Below are 18,739 nucleotides of genomic sequence, written 5' to 3' on the forward strand. Positions count from 1 at the left end.
TGCGCAAACTGTGGCTAATTTCAGGCAGCGCGCGTGTATTCGATTCGTTTTTGGATACCGATCACGCGCACCTAGTCGCGCGACTGCGGGCGGTTTGCGTCTGATCTGCGGCGGCGCACGGGTTTGGGGGTGTCCGGCACCGGGCCGTCCAGGCCCAACTGATCGCGAACGATCTTGCGGCGGACTTCCTCGACTCCGCCGGGCTTTAGCTGACCCAGCTGGAATGGCCCGTAAGAGGTGCGGATCAGGCGATTGACGCTTAGCCCGATGTCCTCCATCGCGCGACGAATTTCGCGGTTTTTGCCTTCGCGCAGACCGATGGTGAGCCAGGCGTTGGCACCCTGCTGGCGGTCGATCGAGACAATCATCGGCAGATACCGCTGGCCATCGACGGTCAGCCCGTCTCGCAATGGTTGCAATGTATTGTCGCTGGGGCGGCCATTGACCCGAACGCGGTATTTGCGCAGCCAGCCGGTGGAAGGCAGCTCCAGCTTGCGTTTGACCCCGCCATCGTTGGTCAGCAGCAGCAACCCTTCAGAGTTGAGGTCAAGCCGACCGACTGACATCACGCGTGGCAGGTCCTCGGGCAGATCGTCATAGATCGTAGCGCGGCCCTTTTCATCCTTGTTGGTTGTCACCAGCCCGGTGGGCTTGTGATACAACCACAGGCGCGGCGCGTCCGGTTCGCCCAGTGCCTTGCCGTCTACGACGATTTTGTCGGCGTCGGTGACATTCAGGGCGGCGCGGGTGATGATCGTGCCATTGACGGCAACGCGACCGGCCTCGATCATGCGTTCGCATTCGCGGCGGCTGGCGATGCCTGCGCGGGCCAGAACCTTGGCGATCCGATCGCCGGGAGGGGAGTCTTTGCTCATGTCCCTGCGCTAGCCTATATTCGTCCCGCAGGGAAGAGCGCGCAAACACCTGAGATAGCGATGAGAGGCAGCAGGCATGAGGTTTACCAGCCATATGGCGGCGGCGCTGAGTGAAGCGCGCGCAGCAGGCACCCGTGGCGAGGTGCCGGTGGGTGCCGTGATCGTCGCCCCGTCGGGCGCTGTCGTCGCGCAGGCCGGCAACCGCACGCGCGAGCTGAACGATCCCACGGCCCATGCCGAGGTGCTGGCGGTCCGCGCGGCCTGTGCCGCGCTTGGGTCCGAACGGCTGCCGGGGCATGATCTGTATGTGACGCTTGAACCTTGTCCGATGTGCGCGGCGGCGCTGTCCTTTGCCCGGATTCGGCGGCTTTATTACGGCGCGGCCGATCCAAAATCGGGTGGGGTGGCGCAGGGCGCGCGGATCTTTGCCCAGCCGCAATGCCATCATGTGCCCGAAATCTATGACGGCATTGATGCAGCACCGTCTGAGGCGCTGTTGCGCCAGTTTTTTCAGGCGCGCCGCGATCATGTCTGAGCGCCGCGCAAAAGCAGCGACAAGCGGCAAACCCCGTGTGCTGCTGCTGAACAAACCCTATGGTGTGCTGTCACAATTCACTGACAAGGGCACCGAAGGGTCTGCGCGTGCCACGCTGTCGGATTATGTCAACGTGCCCGGTGTCTATCCCGCTGGTCGGCTCGACCGCGACAGCGAAGGGCTTTTGGTGCTGACGGATGACGGTGCGCTTCAGGCCCGGATCAGCAATCCACGTTTCAAGCTGACCAAAACCTATCTGGTCCAGGTCGAAGGCGAACCCGACGTGACCCAGATCGAGGCGCTGCGCCGTGGTGTGACGCTGAAAGACGGCCCAACCCGACCCGCCAAGGCCGAGGAGATCGCCGCGCCTGATCTGTGGCCGCGCGACCCGCCGGTCCGATTCCGCAAATCGGTGCCGGATCGGTGGCTGCGCCTGACGATTTCCGAGGGGCGCAACCGCCAAGTGCGCCGGATGACAGCGCATGTGGGGTTGCCCTGCCTGCGGCTGATCCGTTGGTCAGTCGGGGGCTGGTCGCTGGACAACGTAGCGCCGGGGCACTGGATCGAAGCCACGCCCGACGGCGCGACCTGACTTAACGCGCGTGCGAAATTTTGAACGCTGGTTTTGCGCGCAGGCTCAGACCCACTTGGCCATTGGTGGCAGGCTCATCAGGACGGCATTGGCATCGTGGCCAGTTTCCAGCCCGAATTTGGTGCCACGATCGTAAACCAGATTGTATTCAGCATAGAGGCCCCGGTGGATCAGCTGCGCATCTTTGTCGGCGTCGGACCAGTCCTGCACCCGGCGCTGTTCGACCAGCGGCACATAGGCGGGCAGAAACGCGCGGCCAACATCCTGAATCAGCGCAAAATCCGCGTCCCAGTCACCTGTGCAGTGATCATCCAGAAAAATGCCACCGACGCCACGGGCGCGATTGCGGTGGGGGATGTAGAAATACTCGTCGGCCCAGGCGCTGAGCCGGGGGTATAGCTCGGTGCCGTGGGGGTCCAGATGCGCCTGCTGCACCGCATGGAAATGCGCGGTGTCGTTGGTATATTCGATGCAGGGGTTCAGGTCCGATCCGCCGCCAAACCACCAGGCCTGCGGCGTCCAGAACATCCGCGTGTTCATGTGAACCGCCGGGGCATGCGGGTTTTGCATATGCGCCACCAGGCTGATGCCCGAGGCCCAGAACCGCGGATCGGCCTCCATGCCGGGAATACCCTTGCGGGCGGCCATGGCTGCCTGCGCGCGCGGGGCAAGCGTGCCAAACACGGTTGAGACGTTGACCCCGACTTTTTCGAACACACGCCCGCCGCGCATCACCGACATCAAACCGCCCCCGGCGTCCGATCCGTCGTCAGACGCGCGCTGCGTCGGCGTCACTTCGAACCGGCCCGGTGCTGCGTCGGACAACGGTCCGGTGGAATGACCGTCCTCAAGCGCCTCGAACGTGCTGACAATGGTGTCGCGCAAATCGCGGAACCAGGCTGATGCGCGGGATTTCTGTGTTGCCAATTCGTCGGTCATGACCCTGTCCTGTCTGGTTGCGCGACTCCTAGCCGAGGGCTGGCGCATCCGACAATCACGAAACAACGGTTGCGCCGACGCGTCGCAGGGCAGGGCGGCCCGCCCCGTCGGCTTTAGTGCGCCGGTGCGGCCACGGAATCGAGGAGTGTGCGCCCCCCGTCCAGAGTCATGATCTGCCCCGTCATAAAGCCGGCCGCTTCGGAACACAGGAATTGCACTGCTTCTGCCAGTTCGACGGGTGCGGCGATGCGGCCAAGCGGGGTGTGCGCCTCAATCTCGGCGCGGTATTCGGAATGTTCCTTTAGCGCCCCCTTGAGACTGGCCGACATGACCGACCCAAAGGCCAGCGCATTCACTCGGATGCGGTGCGGTGCCAGCGCCAACGCCAGTGATCGCGTCATCTGATCCAGCGCCGCGCAGGACACAGAATAGCCCAGCAAATCGGGATGCGTGCGCCGCGACGCAATGGACGACAGGTTCACAATCGCACCGACCTGGCCCTCGGGCTGACCTTCGGCCTGTTTTATCATGCGCTTGGACACCACCTGGCTCAGGCGCAGGGCTGTCATCAGGTTCTGCGTCAGCAGCGCCTCGGTTGATCCATCCTCAAGATCCAAAGCATCCGTCGGCAGGATCTGACGGCTGCCGTTTACCAGAATATCTACCCGATCAAACGCATCGAGCGTCGCAGACAGCAGGTTCGCCAGCGTCAGCCGTTCCCGCAAATCGCCTGCGAAATAGCGCATTGTGCTTTCTTCGGGCGTTTCGCCCAGTTCCTTGGCCAGTCGCGCCTCGTCCATATCGGCGAACATGACGTTGGCACCCTTTTGGGCAAAGTGGCGCGCAATGGCGAGACCGACGCCATTGGCAGCACCTGTGACGATGGCAGTCTTGCCGTCGAGGGAATAGGACATGAACGAGGCCTTTGGCTGTTGCAGAGTGCGCGCAAGAGCGACCCTAGCCCGGATCAGCGCCGGGTGCGAGCGGGGCGTTGCGCATGCAGGATCTTGAAACGTGAATCGCCGCCAACCTCAGTCACTTGCGCAAAGATCGAGCTAAGGGCGGATTCGTAGGGCAGGTGCCGATTCGCGACCATCCACAGACTGCCCGAGGGTTTCATCGCCCGTGCAGCCGCCGCGATAAAAGCCTGACCCAGACCGGGATCGGCCTTGCGTGACACATGGAATGGCGGGTTCATCACCACGCTGTCCACGAGTTCGCGCGACAGCCAGCGGGTGGCATCCTCCCAATAGAAATGTGCGCGCGGGTCGGTGACATTGGCGCGGGCACAGGTCAGTGCGGTGTGATCCGCCTCGACGACATGCAGGGTGGTGACCTCGGGTCTGCTCAGGATCTGCGCCGAGAGATAGCCCCAGCCCGCCCCCAGATCGGCCACCCCAGACCCCAGCCGTGCGGGCAGGGTCGCCGCCAGCAGGGCCGAGGCCGGGTCTATGTCATCGGCAGAGAACACGCCGGGCGCGGTCAGATAGCCCGCCGCATTTGTGGTTATTCCCGCACTGGTCCAGTCCGCAAACGCCGGGCTGCTGGCAAACCAGAACGCCTTTCCGTGGGCCTTGGAAATATGGCCATCCACCGGCACGCGTGCGCGGATATGCCTGAGCATGGAGTCGACGCCATCCGTTTTTTGTCCATCGACCAGCACGGGGCCATCGGGTGCGGCGGCGCAGGCAGCGGCAATCTGCGCCTGACTCAGTTCGCGCACCCGTGGCAGGAATACGATTGCAGCTGCATATAGCCCGTCCGGCGCGGTCACACAGTCAAATCCGCGGGCCGCAAGCGCATCCGCATCCGAGCGAAAGGATTGAATCACCTGACAGCGGTCTAACGGCAGATCCGACAGATCCGTATCGGCGGGTGGTTCAAACAGCGCGATTTTTCCCGTTGCGGGCAGTATCAACCCATCCGGGCCAAGTGCTGTGTTCAATCTGGATGAAGCCATGTCAGAGCGTCCGCACGTGGGGGCGGATCATTCCTTTTCCATGGTGCATTGCAGCGGATGCTGATGCCTGCGGGCGAAATCCATCACTTGTCCTACCTTGGTCTCGGCGATCTCGTGGCTGTAGACACCTACCACGGCGACCCCCTTTTTATGCACCGTCAGCATGATCTCGAACGCCTGAGCGTGAGTCTTGCCAAAGAATCGCTCCAATACGTGCACGACAAACTCCATCGGAGTGTAATCATCGTTCAGCAACATTACCTTATACAGTGGCGGGCGCTTGGTTTTTGGTTTGGAATCAACCACAACGCCCACATCTTCCGCGTCGCCGGGCGGTTTGGCTGCGCCGGTGGTCTGTTGGGTCAGGACGGAAACGCCAGAGCTCATATCGGGTTTATACGCTTTTTGATTGCGGCATGGGAGGGTGTATATAGCCACTGATCCCAAGGTGAAAAGGGGCGGGTTGCCGCCAGAGGAGCGAATGGTGCCGAATCTTGAGACAATTGGCCTCGATGCGGATGACACGCTTTGGCACAATGAGCGGTTTTTCAAGCTGACGCAGGAACGATTCGCGGACTTGCTGGCCCAACACGGCGACCGCGATCTGCTGGATGCGCGATTACTGGCGGCTGAACGGCGCAATCTGGGCAGCTATGGCTTTGGGGTCAAAGGTTTTGTTCTGTCGATGATCGAAACCGCGGTCGAGGTCAGCGGCGGCACGGTGCCCGGCCCGGTTCTGAGCGAGCTTCTTGCAATGGGACGCGAGATGCTGGCGCATCCGATCGATTTGTTTCCGCATGTTAAGGAAACCGTCGCGGGGTTGGCATCGAGCCACCACCTCATTTTGATCACGAAAGGCGATCTGCTGCATCAGGAACGTAAACTGGCACAATCAGGGTTAGGCGACTTTTTCGCCAGGGTCGAGATCGTGTCGGACAAACGGCCGCAGACTTACGCGCGGATCTTTGGCGGCACCAGCGGGGGCGCAGAGCGGGCGATGATGGTTGGCAACTCGATGAAGTCGGATGTGGTTCCCGCAATCGACGCCGGAAGCTGGGGAGTCTTTGTTCCGCATGACTTGGCGTGGGACTTGGAGCATGCCGATGCGCCCGAGGACAGGAGATTCCGGGCGATTCCCGATTTAGGTGGATTGCCAGACCTCGTGGCCGAAATCGGATGAAATGGGTCGCGAGTAGCCACGCTTGCCAGGATCTGCCTTATTCTTGCCACAATAGCCGGTGTTGCGTGTGCAGCATTTCTTTCCGCTAGATGTTGTTTTTCGGCGAATCGAAAAACTGAAAAACCGAGTGTTCAAGAGGGTTTATCGAACACAGTTCGTGTGCTACGCTGGAATCAATCAAGCAGAAAATAAGCCCACCGAAAAATCGGGGGCACGAGGCAGAAGGCAGTAGAATCGTGACGGGACGGCGTTCAAAGCCGGGCCTATTTGGCCTGTATTTCATGACATTTCTCTGGTTGGCGGTGCTGATCCCGCTGAGTGCGCGAGCGGCGCCCTATGCGGCAATCGTGATGGACGCGCGCAGCGGCGAGGTTCTGCACTCAGAAAACGCCGACACGCGCCTGCATCCGGCCTCGCTGACTAAGATGATGACACTGTACATCGCGTTTGAGGCGATTGAGCACGGAGAGCTGTCGCTGGATACCGATATCAAGGTGTCGCGGAACGCTTCGTCTGAACCGCCGTCGAAACTGGGGCTGCGCACCGGGCAGACCATCAAACTGCGCTATCTGATTCGCGCTGCAGCAGTAAAATCGGCAAACGATGCAGCCACTGCGATTGGTGAAGCGATCTCGGGCTCGGAAGCAGCCTTTGCGCGGCGGATGAACCGCACGGCTAAATCGCTGGGCATGACACGTACCACATTCAAGAATGCAAATGGCCTGACCGAAAGCGGTCACCTGTCGACCGCCCGCGACATGTCCATCCTTGGCCGACACGTGTTGTATGACTATCCGCAATATTACAACCTATTCTCGCGCCGCACCGCGGATGCGGGGATGAAGGCCGTGAACAACACCAATACGCGCTTGCTGAATGCCTACAAGGGCGCGGACGGGATCAAAACGGGGTACACCAATGCTGCGGGTTTCAACCTCGTCGCGTCAGCCGAGCGAGGGCCGGAGCGGGTGATCGCCACGGTGTTCGGGGGCAAGTCGACCGCGTCCCGCAATGCCAAAGTGGCTGAACTGCTGGACCTTGGTTTCAAAAAGGCACCGACCCGGATGGCGCTGCGCGCGCCGGGCCGTCCTGCCTATCAGGGGCGGGGGATGTCGATGTGATGATCGCCGAAAGCAACGATCCGATGCCGGGGACGCGGGCGAAATCCATTCGGGTGGCCTCGGCTGCGGTGTCACGCAGCTTGCGCCCGCCCCTGGCCCGCCAAGCGGTGGCGCCCGAGCAACCGCCACTTGTGGCCGAAGTTCGCACCGAAATCGACACGGTTCTGGCCGAGATTCAGGACGTGCAGGCAAACCCGGTCGTCGTGGCATTGGCGGTGATGGAAGCCAACGGCGTTGCACCCGATGTTTCGATTAAACCAATGCGCCGCCCCAGTGGGCTGGTCCTGGCCAGTGCAAGCGCGGTGACAGCCAAAGCTCCAGCTCCCGCGACACCAGCGGCGGCCCCCCGCCGGGCGAGGTGGTCGAACGGCTCTCGACGTCGGGTGGACGGCATTGGGGCATCAATATCGGGCGGTATCCGAGCAAGTATGAGGCTGAAAAGGTTCTGCTGCGCACTGCACTCGCCGAGATGTCGACGCTAGACGGCAGTTTGCGTAAAGTCGCCAACCGAAAGAACGGATACGACGCCAATTTCATGGGGTTGTCGCGGGACATGGCGGATCTGGCCTGTCGTCGGCTTCAGGCGCGCCAGGTCACCTGCTTCATGATCGGGCCGAGCTGAGCGCAAATCTTTTGACAAAAGATTTGACGAAAAAGTTAGTAAGATGTTTCTAAAAAATCTTCGGCGCGGTTTGCGCGAGTTAGCGCTTCGCCTCTCGCCGTAGCCAGGTTGTGAACGCGTGCAGTGGTTGCCGCTGAACGCCTGTCCCGATGACAATGTGGTAGCCAAGACCGGGCGGCTCTTCGAACATTTGACGCAGTCGGCCGGCGCGAATATCTTCTTCAACCCAGACCCGCGCCGTGATGGCGATGCCTTGACCGCTGCGTGCAGCGTCCAGCATCAGGTTGCCGGGCAGGTGCATCATGCCGGTGGGTTTGGCATCTCTGACTCCATTGCGTTCCAGCCAGAGTGTCGCCTCGGACGTGCCGAGTTCCTGGAGCCAGGGAAAGCGAGTCAGATCCCGTGGGCCCTGAGGAACCAGATCGCCGATCAGCGATGGCGCTGCCACTGCGACGATGGGCGACGCGACGAGCAGCTCGGACTGAAGTCCCGGCCAGTCGCCTGCGCCATATCGGATGGCCAGATCAATGCCGCCGGGTGTGGGATTGCATAACTCTGCGCTCGAACTGATCATGATGTCCGTCTCCACATGCGTGGCGCGAAACCCCGCCAGCCGTGGCATCAGCCAGTTGGCAGCAAAGCTTGGCGTGGTGGTCACATACAACGCGCGGTTCGCATCCGCGCCAGTTAAAAGCTCGACTGTCTGCATGATGTGGCCAAAGCCGGTTTCAAGCGCCGCCGCCAGCTGAGCCCCTTCGGGGGTTAGCGTCATGGCGCGGCCAGACCGGTCGAGCAGCCGGATGCCAAGATGCGCCTCAAGCCCGCGCAGTTGCTGGCTGATCGCAGCGTGACTGACGTTGAGCGCGGCGCCAGCCGTCGTGACTGATCCTGCATCAGCATAGGCTGCAAACGCCCGCAGAGCCGAGAGCGGCGGCAAGGTGTCCCAATTCATATGTAACTCCAGCTTACATAGTATCTATATTCCTGAGTCGCATTCTTCCAATTTTTACGCAATAGGTTATCTATGCTCAGATCATACAGGAGGCACTCATGATAGGAATACTTGCAAATAGCTTTATGACGGCTACCCGTCAGCAGACGCTGCCCGACCGCCGCAATACCTGGGATGCGCCGCCTGCGTGGCGCGAAGGACCGTCGGCCGTGACACGGCGCGACACCGATAGAGACCGGGCAGATGATTGATCCGGTTGTCTATCAGGCTGACGTTATCGTGCGCCATGGCGCCGGTGCATCGCAACTTGTCCTATGGCCATGGCGTGGCGGACGCTGGGCGCATGGAACCCGCCACATCCCGCGCCCACGTTTCCGTAGCGCTCGGTGAACAAAACATATTCCGGCGACAGACCTTTCAACGTCGCCGGAACTTTTCAGAAGAGAATAAGTCAAACGGAAAACAGCGTGCTGGCGCGATCATTCAGCGCTCCGTTTATGCCCTTTTCAGACGGCGATTCCGGCGTCGTTCCCGGCTGCTGCACTTAGCTTGGTTGGGTCGGGTACCGTTACATTTCGGGTTCCATTCAGCGTGATCACGCCTTCGCGGCGTAGGGCAGACATTTGGCGACTGACCGTTTCCAATGTAAGTCCCAGATAATCCGCCATCGCTTCGCGGGTGATCGGCAGATCAAACACCTGCCTCGAGATGCATCCAGCACCGGCGTCAGCGTTGCTGCGGTTGGCGATGGAGGCCAAGAGCGAGGCGATCTTTTCGCGCGCGGTCTTGCGGCCCAAAACCAGCATCCATTCGCGGGCGGCGTCCAGTTCGTCCAGGGTCATTTCCAGTAGCCGTTGGGTGATGTGCGGTGTGGTCTCAAGCAGTTTTTCGAATGGGGCCTTGCGGAAACAGCACATCATCAGATCAGTGGTCGCAACCACATCATAGGCAGCGTGCGCCCGATTCGGGCGGCCAACAAAATCGCTGGGCAGAAGCAGTCCGACCATCTGGGTGCGGCCATCTTCAAGCGTCTGCGTCAGGGTCGCAACGCCTGATACGACCGAACCGACAAACTCCATCCGTTCACCGGCATTAATCACCGACTGCCCGGCGTGAAATTTTTGGTAATACTTGACCGCCTCAAGTTCGCGCAGTTCGTCCGCGTCGCAGCGGGCGCAGACGGCGCGATGGCGAATCGGACAGTCACCACAATGCTGCGACAGAAGGACAAGCCGGTCTTTTGTCATGATTACTCGATTTTCCCCGCACTGATGGTGCCAGCGAACGCGGCTGCGTTAAACACGCACAGGGTACACCGATCTGGGTTCCTATGGCCAGATCAGCCGTGACCGGGCCTGCCGCGACACCTGCGCACGGGGCTGTTAGCCAGTGGGCGTCAGCGCGGCGTCGAGCAGGAGCCGGGTATATTCGGTCTGCGGCGCCTCGAATACCTGCGCAGCTGGCCCGTATTCCACCACATCCCCTTGCTTCATCACGATGACCTGATGCGACATGGCGCGGATCACCTTGAGATCGTGGCTGATGAAAAGATAGGCAAGTTCATATTTGCGTTGCAATGCCCGCAACAGATCGACGATCTGCACCTGGACCGTCATGTCCAGCGCGCTGGTCGGTTCATCAAGCACCACCAGTTTCGGACGCAGCACCATGGCACGGGCGATGGCGATGCGTTGGCGCTGCCCCCCCGAGAATTCGTGCGGATAGCGGTGCATGGTCATTGGATCGAGCCCGACCTCATCCATCACTTCGGCCACGAGATCGCGGTGCGGACGACCGTCCGATGCACCATGCACGCCCAGCCCCTCGGCGATGATCTGTTCGCAGGTCATCCGCGGCGACAGCGATCCGAACGGATCCTGGAACACGATCTGCATTTCGGATCGCAGGCGGCGCAATTCTTTGGTGGACCAGCCGCGCACGTTCTGGCCGCGATAGGTGATGCCACCCTCGGACCCGATCAACCGCATAATGGCCAGCGCGAGCGTCGTCTTACCTGATCCAGATTCGCCAACGATACCAATCGTTTCCCCGGCGCGAACCCGCAGAGAGGCATCGTTGACCGCCTTGACGTAGCCCACTGTCCGACGCAGCAGCCCCTGCTGAATCGGGAACCAGACCTTGAGGTTGTCGGTGCGGGCGATCTCCTCGGCGTCGTCGGGCACCGGATCTGGCACGCCTGTCGATTCGGCAGACAGCAGAATTTGCGTGTAGGGATGCTGTGGATTGGCAAAGATTTCGGTGGTTGGTCCGGTCTCGACGATTTCGCCGTGCTGCATGACGCAGACACGGTCAGCGATTTTACGGACGATGCCCAGATCATGGGTGATGAACAGCAGGCTCATATTGTGGCTGCGTTTGAGCCCGGCCAGCAGTTCGAGGATCTGCGCCTGAATGGTGACATCCAGCGCCGTCGTTGGTTCATCCGCGATCAGTAGCTCGGGTCCGTTGGCCAATGCCATGGCAATCATGACCCGCTGACGCTGCCCACCCGACAATTGATGCGGATAGGCCCCCAGCCGGGATTCAGGGTCACGGATGCCGACTTGCGTCAGCAGCTCGATGATGCGGGTGCGGGCGGCGTCCCCCACAAGGCCTTGATGCAGGGCAAGGCTCTCGGTGATCTGCTTTTCCAGCGTGTGCAACGGATTGAGCGACGTCATCGGTTCCTGGAAGATGAACGAGATATCATTGCCGCGCACCTTGCGCAGCAGTGCATCGGACGCGCCGATCATTTCCTGCCCGTCATAGGTGACCGAGCCAGAGACCAGCGCCGAATCGCCCAGAAGCGACACCGTGGACAGCGCCGTGACCGATTTACCGGACCCGGATTCACCGACCAGCGCCACGGTTTCCCCCTTGTGTACGGTAAAGGACACGCCGCGGACGGCGTGGGTCAGCGCGCCGTCCTGGCGGAAGCTGACAGAGAGGTTCGTAACCTCCAGCGTTGCACTCATTGAAATGTCTTTCTGGGATCGAACGCGTCGCGGACCCCTTCAAAGATGAACACCAGCAGCGACAGCATCACCGCAAACACTGTGAAGGCGGTGAACGCCAGCCAGGGCGCCTGAAGGTTCTGTTTCGCCTGCAATGTCAGCTCTCCCAGACTGGGTGCCGAGGACGGCAGGCCAAAGCCGAGGAAATCCAGCCCCGCGAGGGTCGAGATTGTGCCGGTAACGATGAAGGGCAGCATCGTCACCGTAGCCACCATCGCGTTGGGCAGCATGTGGCGGAACATGATGCGGGCGTTTGACACCCCCAGCGCTTTGGCCGCGCGGACATATTCCAGATTGCGGGCGCGCAGGAATTCTGCCCGTACCACCCCGACCAGCGCCATCCAGCCAAACAGCACGGTCAGGAACACCAGCAGCCAGAACCCCCGCCCCAAAATCGCAAACAGGATGATGATGACATAAAGCGACGGGGTCGAGGACCAGATTTCGATCACACGTTGAAAGATCAGATCGACCCAACCGCCGAAATAGCCCTGAACCGCGCCAGCAAAGATGCCGATCGCTGAGGCGCAGACCGTCACGATCAGGGTGAACAGGATCGACAAGCGAAATCCATAAATCACCCGTGCCACCACATCGCGTTTGGTATCATCGGTGCCCAGCCAGTTCTGGCTGTTGGGGGGCAGGGGGGCGGCACCGGGACGGTCCACGGGTGTCTTGTAAGAATAGGGAATCACCGGCCAGATCATCCAGCCCTTTTGGAAGTCATCCCCCAGAACCTGACCGGCGTCGACCTGCGCAATCAACCCGTCGGGATCGTCAAAGCAATCCTCAAGCCCGCCGGTGCGGATCAGGCATTTCACCTCGGGGTCGCGATAGGCGGCTTCGGTCCTGAAATCGCCACCAAAGGCCGTTTCAGGGTAAAAGCTGAAGATTGGGGCGTAGTAATCACCGCGATAGTTCACGAGGATCGGTTTGTCGTTGGCGATGAACTCGGCGAACAGCGACAGGCCAAACACCAGTGCAAAGATCCACAGCGACCACAGCGCCCGACGGTTGCGTTTGAAATTGTTCCAGCGACGGCGGTTCAGCGGCGACAGGGTAAAGCGGCCCGTCGGTGCGGGCGGGATCTGCAACGGTGTTTTGGAAAGGTCTGGATGTGCCACTCTGTCAGCCCTCCCGCTTTTCAAAGTCGATGCGTGGGTCAACCAGCACATACATCAGGTCCGACAGGATACCGACCACCAGCCCGATGATGCCAAAAATGAACAGCGTGCCAAAGATCACCGGATAGTCGCGCGCCACCGCCGCCTCAAACCCGAGCCGTCCAAGCCCGTCGAGGGAAAAGATCGTCTCGATGATCAGCGAGCCGCTGAAGAACACGCCGATGAATACCGCCGGAAAGCCGGCGATCACGATCAGCATCGCATTGCGAAAGATGTGCCCATACAGGACGCGGGATTCCGTCAGCCCTTTGGCCCGCGCGGTCATCACATAATGCTTCTTGATCTCATCCAGAAAGCTGTTCTTGGTCAGCAGCGTCAGTGTTGCAAAGGCCGCGATAGTCGACGCCAGAACTGGCAACGCGATATGCCAGAAATAATCCACGATTTTGCCACCCCAACTGAGGCTGTCCCAGTTGTCCGAGGTGAGGCCGCGCAGTGGAAAAATCTGCCAGTAGGATCCGCCTGCAAACAGCACCAGCAGCAGGATTGCGAACAGAAAGCCGGGGATCGCATAGGCCACGATGATCGCGCCGCTGGTCCAGGTGTCAAACGCCGAACCATCTGTGACAGCCTTGCGAATGCCCAGCGGGATCGACACCAGATAGGCGATGACCGTCGACCACAGCCCGAGCGAGATCGACACCGGCATCTTTTCCATCACCAGATCAAAGACCGAGATCGAGCGGAAGTAGCTGTCACCAAAATCCAGCCGCATGTAATTCCACATCATGCTGAGGAACCGTTCCAGCGGCGGCTTGTCAAAGCCGAATTCGCGCTCGAGCTCCGCGATGAAATCCGGCGGCAACCCGCGCGACCCGGCATAACCTTCGGATCCGGCGGATGCGATATCCGAGTTGCCGCCGGCAAAGCCTGCGAACACGTCGCCCTCGCCCTCGATCTGGGCAAGGATCTGTTCGATAGGACCGCCGGGCACAAACTGCACGAGCGCAAAGTTGATGATCATGATGCCCAGCAGCGTCGGGATGATCAGCAGCAATCGCCGAAGGATATATGCGCCCATAGTCTTGTTGCCCTTTCCGGGTCTGTCGTTGTGCTCAGGCTCAGAACGCGCCAGCGGCCTTTAGGGCTGCGGCTTTTTCAGCGTTGTACCACCAGATCGACATTTCGCCCATGGCATAAGGCGGCGGGGTGTCAGTATAGGGGCGGTCGTACATGTCGAAATAGGCGATGGTATGCTCGCCCTTGTACCATTGCGGCACCCAGATGTGCATCGCCCGCAGCACCCGGTCCAGCGCCTTCACAGCCGTGGTCAGATCTTCGCGGGTCGTGGCGTTGGCGATCAGGTCCACCAGTTTATCCACCGCCGGATTGGCGAGACCGGCAATATTGGCCGTGCCTTCGACATTCGCGGTTTCCGAACCAAAGATGGTCCGTAATTCGTCTCCGGGGGTTGATGACATGGCAAATCGCTGGGTCACGATGTCATAGTCATAGGTTTTTTCGCGTTCCTGCGCTTCGGCGGCATCGACGCGAGTGGCGTCGGCATCAATCCCAAGACGTGCGAGATTTTCGATCATCGGGTTGATAATCCGATCAAAGCTGGGGCTGTCGTTCAGCACCGTCACGGTCAGTTTCTGGCCGTCCTTGTAGCGGATTCCGTCGTCGCCCACGATCCAGCCCGCGTCTTCCAGCAGCTTGCCCGCAGTACGCAGCGACCGGCGGTCGGCAAGGTCATTCGGACTCGACGTTGGCGGGACATAGGCTTCTTCGGTAAAGACCGTATCGGGGATGTCCGCGCGCAGGGGTTCAAGCAGGGCGAGCTCGGCCTCGGACGGCATACCACTGGCCTGAAGAGTGTCCGAGTTTTCCCAAAAGCTGTCAGTGCGTTCGTAGGAGCCGTAGAACAACGATTCATTGGACCATTCAAAGTTGAACGCCAGCCCGATCGCTTCGCGCACGCGCGGATCCTGAAATTTTTCGCGCCGCAGGTTGAACCAGAAACCCTGCGTGCCGGCCGGGCGGCCATCATCAAGGACCTCTTGTTTGACCCAACCCTTTTCCAGCGCGGGGAAATCATACCCCGTTGCCCATATCTTGGACTGGTATTCCTCGCGAAAGCTGTATGCGCCACCTTTGAACGCCTCAAACGCGGTGGTGTAATCACCGAAATATTCGACCTTGATCACGTCGAAATTGTTCTGACCGACATTGACCGGCAGATCCTTGGCCCAGTAATCGTCGCGTCGTTTGTAGGCGACGGACCGGCCCGGATCGACCGACAGCAGTTCATATTCGCCTGATCCCATCGGCGGCTCAAGGCTCGATTCGCTGAAATCGACGGTCTCGTAATAGGCCTTGGAAAAGATCGGCAGCCCGCCGGCGGTCATCAGCAATTCGCGCAGCGGGCCGTCGGGGTTAAACGTGAACTTGACTGTGTGATCATCCAGTGCCTCGACATTCTGGAAATCTTTGAAACTGACGCGGAACGACGGGCGTCCCTTTTCGATCAGCACATTAAACGAAAACACCACATCTTCGGCGGTGACTGGTGTGCCATCGCGGAACATCGCTTCGGGGCGCATATGAAAGATCACCCATTCGCGGTTCTCGGGGTATTCCAGACTTTCGGCGACCAGTCCGTACATTGACGCGGGTTCGTCCAGATTGCCGGTCAGCAGAGAATCGTAAAATACCGACGACATCGACGCGGCGTTGCCCTTGAGAATATAGGGCGTCAGGCTGTCAAAGGTGCCAAAAGCCCAGGTCGAAAAGGTGCCGCCCTTGGGCGCGTCGGGATTGACGTAATCGAAATGCTTGAAATCCGGCCCGTATTTTAAATCCCCAAAGGTTGATATGCCGTGCGCCGTGATGATTTTGTCAGCGGTCCCGGATTGCGCCATGGCCTGTGTGGCCATCACAGCCAATCCAAGCGCCATGAGCGCGCCCAGGATCATCGGGCGAATCGCCGGGACAGGAGCGGCTTGGGTGCGTTCGCGGGCGGGGCGTTTCGTCATGGTTCCTCCGGTTCGGCATCTTGGTGATGCATATATCTAAGCTAAAACCCGCAACTGCCCACATACAAGTTACGTTTCCGTAATCTTTGGCCAATCCGGCCATGGCGAGGGGGCAGGCATGAAAAAGGCCGCTGCATCGGGCAGCGGCCTTGTCATTTTGCGGCGTTCCAGCGGATCGATCAGTCGTCCGTCGAGTCGAGATAAGCAATCAGGTTGGCGCGATCCTCGGCTTTGGGCAGACCGTTAAAGCTCATTGCGGTACCGGGCGCGAAACCGCGCGGGCTTTCCAGAAAGTGGCTGAGGTTCTCAGGCGTCCAGGTGTCCACAACCTTTTCCAGCGCGCCGGAATAGGTGTACCCGGCGGCAGTATCGACCGCGCGACCGACAACCCCGTAAAGGTAGGGGCCGGTGGCGTTGGCGCCATCTTCCAGCTTGTGGCAGGCGCGGCACTTGCCGAACACCTTTTCACCCTTGGCGACGTCAGCTGATGCAAGCAGCGTGTCAAAATCCACCTCGGGGGCATCACCAGAGGCGGCGTCGTCCGATCCGGTGTCGATCACATAGGCCTGGGTGTGGTCGCCATGGCCGCCGCCGACGTGATAGATCGTCTCAGCGCCCCATTTGCCCAGCAAAAAGATCAACAGCGCGCCGCAAAAGCCGCCGAGAACCTTGGTCATTGTCATCGTGTCAAGCATTGTCCGGGTGTCCGTCTATTGTCTGTCGCGGCGGTATCTATTGCTTCCCCTCACGCAAGGCAAGGTGTAGAAGCCGCGACCAAACGCCACCAAACCGTTATGACAGGCGGTCAGCACACAGGCAATCCCGATGACCCAGACGATCGCATTCCAGGGCGAATTAGGCGCCTATTCACACCAGGCCTGCCGCGAAGCGCGTCCTGAGATGGAGGCGATGCCCTGCCGCACCTTTGAAGACGCGATCGAGGCCTGCCGGTCAGGGGGTGCCGCGTTAGCCATGTTGCCGGTGGAAAACTCGACCTACGGACGGGTGGCCGACATGCATTCGCTGTTACCGCAATCGGGTCTCAACATTGTCGATGAGGCGTTTGTGCGGGTGCACATAAACCTGCTAGGCCTACCCGGCACGCAGATTTCCGACATTTCTCAGGCCAAGAGCCATACTGTTCTACTGGGTCAGTGCCGCCAGTTTCTGACCGAACACGGCATCGCCCGACTGACCGGCGCGGACACGGCAGGATCGGCGCGCGAAGTGGCAGAGCTGGGCGATCCAGCGACGGCGGCGCTGGCGTCCGAGCTTGCGGGTGAAATCTACGGCCTCGACGTTCTGGCCCGCCATATCGAGGATCAGGGCAACAATACCACCCGATTCCTGATCATGTCGCGCGAAGCGGATATGACGCGGCGCGGTGATCACGGCATGATCACCACCTTCATCTTTCAGGTCCGCAACATACCGGCGGCGCTCTACAAGGCGATGGGCGGTTTTGCCACCAATGGCGTCAACATGACCAAGCTGGAATCGTATATGGTCGGCGGGTCGTTCACTGCGACGCAATTTTATGCAGATATCGAAGGCCATCCAGACGATCCGGCGGTGAAGCGCGCGCTTGAGGAACTGGATTACTTCACCGATATGCTCGAAATCCTAGGCACTTATCCCCGCGACCCGCGCCGCGACTAGCCGTTAGATCAGCAATCCAGCGGCACCTTCGTGACGCAGCAGCCAGACTTTAGTTTCGACGCCGCCATCCCCCGAAAACCCGCCGAGTCCGCTGGCACCCAGCACCCGGTGGCAGGGGATGATCAGCGGTACCGGATTGCCGCCGCAGGCTTGTCCTACGGCTTGCGCGGGCAGCGACAGGGCACGGGCGATATCGCCATAGGTCAGCGTCTCGCCCAATGGGATCGCTGACATGGCGCTGCAGACACGGGTTTGCGTGTCTGATGCTGCCACGCGCAGGGGCAGATCGAATCGCGTCAGATCCTTGCGAAAGTAGGCAGCGATCTGTTGCGCCGCGTCGCGTAACAGCGGGGTGTCGTCCTGTGCGTCTGGCGTCGCGCGTGCGCCCCAGCACAGGGCGGTGATTGCGCCCTCCGTCTCGGTGACGGTGAGCGGTCCAAGCGGGGAGAGCAGGGTCAGTGTTGCGACGGTCATCTCATCTCCGGCTATGGGGAACGTCGCGGGTGTGTGCCGCGCGTCGTCCGTAGGTTGATCCAGTCCGAGGGCGGGCACAAGCGTCGCCTGATCACGGGCCGAAATGGCGCCGCTCGACCCGCAGTGTTCCGACAGATGAAACGGTGACAATCCATAGATCGCCATACTCCAGCGGGGCCGCGCCGGGCGCGCCAAGCGCCTTCCAGATCGCGGCGAGATTGCCTTTGTTCCCGATCCAGATGGCTGATTGACCAGCGATGCGCTGCGGCAGGAGCCGGGCGGCCTGGCCATCAGAGATACGCGAGACGGATATGCCACGCGCTGCGGCCAGCGGCGCGGCTGTGTCAAGATTGCGTTTGATGCCGGGGCTGTAAATCGCATCCAGCGGAACGCCCTCCAGCGCCACCACAAGTGCGTCTGCGCGGGCGCGCCCGGTGGCGTTCAGCATCTCGTCCGATCCACTTCGGTCGCCGTGGCGCACCATGATCAGCCGTGTATCAGCACCAAGGTTGGTCTGACTGTGCGCGCTGCCGCTGACCGCGCACAGCAACAGGCCCAGTCCGACCACGATCTGGCGTCTTGCGATCATGCCACCCCTTCCGAATTTGCTGTATTTTAACAATACCAAATCCGAAGGGAGCAGCAAAGTTCTAATCC

The 18,739-nt window shown here is 60.6% G+C and carries 19 protein-coding genes and 1 pseudogene; 6 read left to right on the top strand and 14 right to left on the bottom strand.

Translation table 11 applies throughout. The features are described 5' to 3' along the window. Positions 1-71: 71 nt before the first annotated feature. Positions 72-875: a pseudouridine synthase gene (locus IMCC21224_RS07870; RefSeq protein WP_047994878.1), complete on the bottom strand. Its 804-nt coding sequence runs from the start codon at positions 873-875 to the stop codon at positions 72-74. 76 nt (positions 876-951) lie between these two features. On the opposite strand from IMCC21224_RS07870, the gene IMCC21224_RS07875 reads away from it, so the two are divergent. Together IMCC21224_RS07875 and IMCC21224_RS07880 are read left to right on the top strand one after the other, a co-directional pair. Continuing rightward, positions 952-1,410, top strand: coding sequence for a nucleoside deaminase (locus IMCC21224_RS07875; protein WP_047994879.1), 459 nt, complete (start codon positions 952-954; stop codon positions 1,408-1,410). Beyond that, the gene (locus tag IMCC21224_RS07880; RefSeq protein ID WP_047994880.1) at positions 1,403-2,002 is read left to right on the top strand and encodes a pseudouridine synthase; all 600 of its coding nucleotides are present in this window, start codon (positions 1,403-1,405) and stop codon (positions 2,000-2,002) included. The genes IMCC21224_RS07875 and IMCC21224_RS07880 overlap by 8 nt, the downstream gene beginning before the upstream one ends. 45 nt (positions 2,003-2,047) lie before the next feature. Here the strand turns inward: IMCC21224_RS07880 and hemF are convergent, their stop codons facing one another. From hemF to clpS, 4 genes are all read right to left on the bottom strand, one after another. Beyond that, complete coding sequence (gene hemF, locus IMCC21224_RS07885) at positions 2,048-2,941, bottom strand: oxygen-dependent coproporphyrinogen oxidase (protein ID WP_047994881.1); 894 nt, start codon at positions 2,939-2,941, stop codon at positions 2,048-2,050. A gap of 113 nt (positions 2,942-3,054) precedes the next feature. Then, a complete protein-coding gene (locus tag IMCC21224_RS07890) occupies positions 3,055-3,855 on the bottom strand; it encodes an SDR family NAD(P)-dependent oxidoreductase (protein ID WP_047994882.1) in 801 nt (266 codons plus the stop codon). 53 nt (positions 3,856-3,908) lie between these two features. Beyond that, positions 3,909-4,901, bottom strand: coding sequence for a class I SAM-dependent methyltransferase (locus tag IMCC21224_RS07895; protein WP_047994883.1), 993 nt, complete (start codon positions 4,899-4,901; stop codon positions 3,909-3,911). Positions 4,902-4,928: 27 nt separating this feature from the next. Beyond that, a complete protein-coding gene (clpS, locus tag IMCC21224_RS07900) occupies positions 4,929-5,288 on the bottom strand; it encodes an ATP-dependent Clp protease adapter ClpS (RefSeq protein ID WP_047994884.1) in 360 nt (119 codons plus the stop codon). 94 nt (positions 5,289-5,382) lie between these two features. Between clpS and IMCC21224_RS07905 the strand changes: the two genes are divergently transcribed. Together IMCC21224_RS07905 and IMCC21224_RS07910 are read left to right on the top strand one after the other, a co-directional pair. Then, positions 5,383-6,081: an HAD family hydrolase gene (locus tag IMCC21224_RS07905; RefSeq protein WP_047994885.1), complete on the top strand. Its 699-nt coding sequence runs from the start codon at positions 5,383-5,385 to the stop codon at positions 6,079-6,081. A gap of 281 nt (positions 6,082-6,362) precedes the next feature. After that, a pseudogene (locus IMCC21224_RS07910) lies at positions 6,363-7,824 on the top strand (D-alanyl-D-alanine carboxypeptidase family protein). 79 nt (positions 7,825-7,903) lie between these two features. Here IMCC21224_RS07910 and IMCC21224_RS07915 read toward each other — a convergent pair. Continuing rightward, complete coding sequence (locus tag IMCC21224_RS07915) at positions 7,904-8,776, bottom strand: LysR family transcriptional regulator (protein ID WP_047994886.1); 873 nt, start codon at positions 8,774-8,776, stop codon at positions 7,904-7,906. A gap of 98 nt (positions 8,777-8,874) precedes the next feature. Here IMCC21224_RS07915 and IMCC21224_RS27700 point away from each other — a divergent pair, with 98 nt between their 5' ends. Beyond that, positions 8,875-9,027, top strand: a complete 153-nt coding sequence (locus IMCC21224_RS27700; RefSeq protein WP_156178179.1) for a hypothetical protein — start codon at positions 8,875-8,877, stop codon at positions 9,025-9,027. Between the two features lie 255 nt (positions 9,028-9,282). Here the strand turns inward: IMCC21224_RS27700 and fnrL are convergent, their stop codons facing one another. The 6 genes from fnrL to IMCC21224_RS07945 form a co-directional block, all read right to left on the bottom strand. Then, positions 9,283-10,023 (bottom strand): transcriptional regulator FnrL, encoded by a 741-nt coding sequence (fnrL, locus tag IMCC21224_RS07920; protein ID WP_047994887.1) that lies wholly within the window; start codon positions 10,021-10,023, stop codon positions 9,283-9,285. Positions 10,024-10,158: 135 nt separating this feature from the next. Further along, positions 10,159-11,751: an ABC transporter ATP-binding protein gene (locus IMCC21224_RS07925; protein WP_047994888.1), complete on the bottom strand. Its 1,593-nt coding sequence runs from the start codon at positions 11,749-11,751 to the stop codon at positions 10,159-10,161. Then, on the bottom strand, positions 11,748-12,914 hold the full coding sequence (locus tag IMCC21224_RS07930) for an ABC transporter permease (RefSeq protein WP_369796015.1): 1,167 nt from the start codon (positions 12,912-12,914) through the stop codon (positions 11,748-11,750). The genes IMCC21224_RS07925 and IMCC21224_RS07930 overlap by 4 nt, the downstream gene beginning before the upstream one ends. 4 nt (positions 12,915-12,918) lie before the next feature. Beyond that, the gene (locus tag IMCC21224_RS07935; RefSeq protein WP_047994889.1) at positions 12,919-13,995 is read right to left on the bottom strand and encodes a microcin C ABC transporter permease YejB; all 1,077 of its coding nucleotides are present in this window, start codon (positions 13,993-13,995) and stop codon (positions 12,919-12,921) included. A gap of 40 nt (positions 13,996-14,035) precedes the next feature. Next, positions 14,036-15,949, bottom strand: a complete 1,914-nt coding sequence (locus IMCC21224_RS07940; protein WP_047994890.1) for an extracellular solute-binding protein — start codon at positions 15,947-15,949, stop codon at positions 14,036-14,038. A gap of 179 nt (positions 15,950-16,128) precedes the next feature. Continuing rightward, complete coding sequence (locus IMCC21224_RS07945) at positions 16,129-16,644, bottom strand: cytochrome c family protein (RefSeq protein ID WP_047994891.1); 516 nt, start codon at positions 16,642-16,644, stop codon at positions 16,129-16,131. A gap of 130 nt (positions 16,645-16,774) precedes the next feature. Between IMCC21224_RS07945 and IMCC21224_RS07950 the strand changes: the two genes are divergently transcribed. Next, positions 16,775-17,608 (top strand): prephenate dehydratase, encoded by an 834-nt coding sequence (locus IMCC21224_RS07950; RefSeq protein ID WP_047994892.1) that lies wholly within the window; start codon positions 16,775-16,777, stop codon positions 17,606-17,608. A 3-nt stretch (positions 17,609-17,611) separates the two neighbouring features. On the opposite strand, the gene IMCC21224_RS07955 is transcribed toward IMCC21224_RS07950, so the two are convergent. Then, positions 17,612-18,082 carry a methylated-DNA--[protein]-cysteine S-methyltransferase gene (locus IMCC21224_RS07955; RefSeq protein ID WP_047994893.1) on the bottom strand — a complete coding sequence of 157 codons (471 nt, stop codon included), beginning with the start codon at positions 18,080-18,082 and terminating at the stop codon, positions 17,612-17,614. A gap of 91 nt (positions 18,083-18,173) precedes the next feature. After that, a complete protein-coding gene (locus tag IMCC21224_RS07960) occupies positions 18,174-18,671 on the bottom strand; it encodes a histidine phosphatase family protein (RefSeq protein ID WP_047994894.1) in 498 nt (165 codons plus the stop codon). Between the last annotated feature and the right edge of the window lie 68 nt (positions 18,672-18,739).

This window comes from Puniceibacterium sp. IMCC21224 (assembly GCF_001038505.1).
Classification (GTDB): Bacteria; Pseudomonadota; Alphaproteobacteria; order Rhodobacterales; family Rhodobacteraceae; genus Puniceibacterium.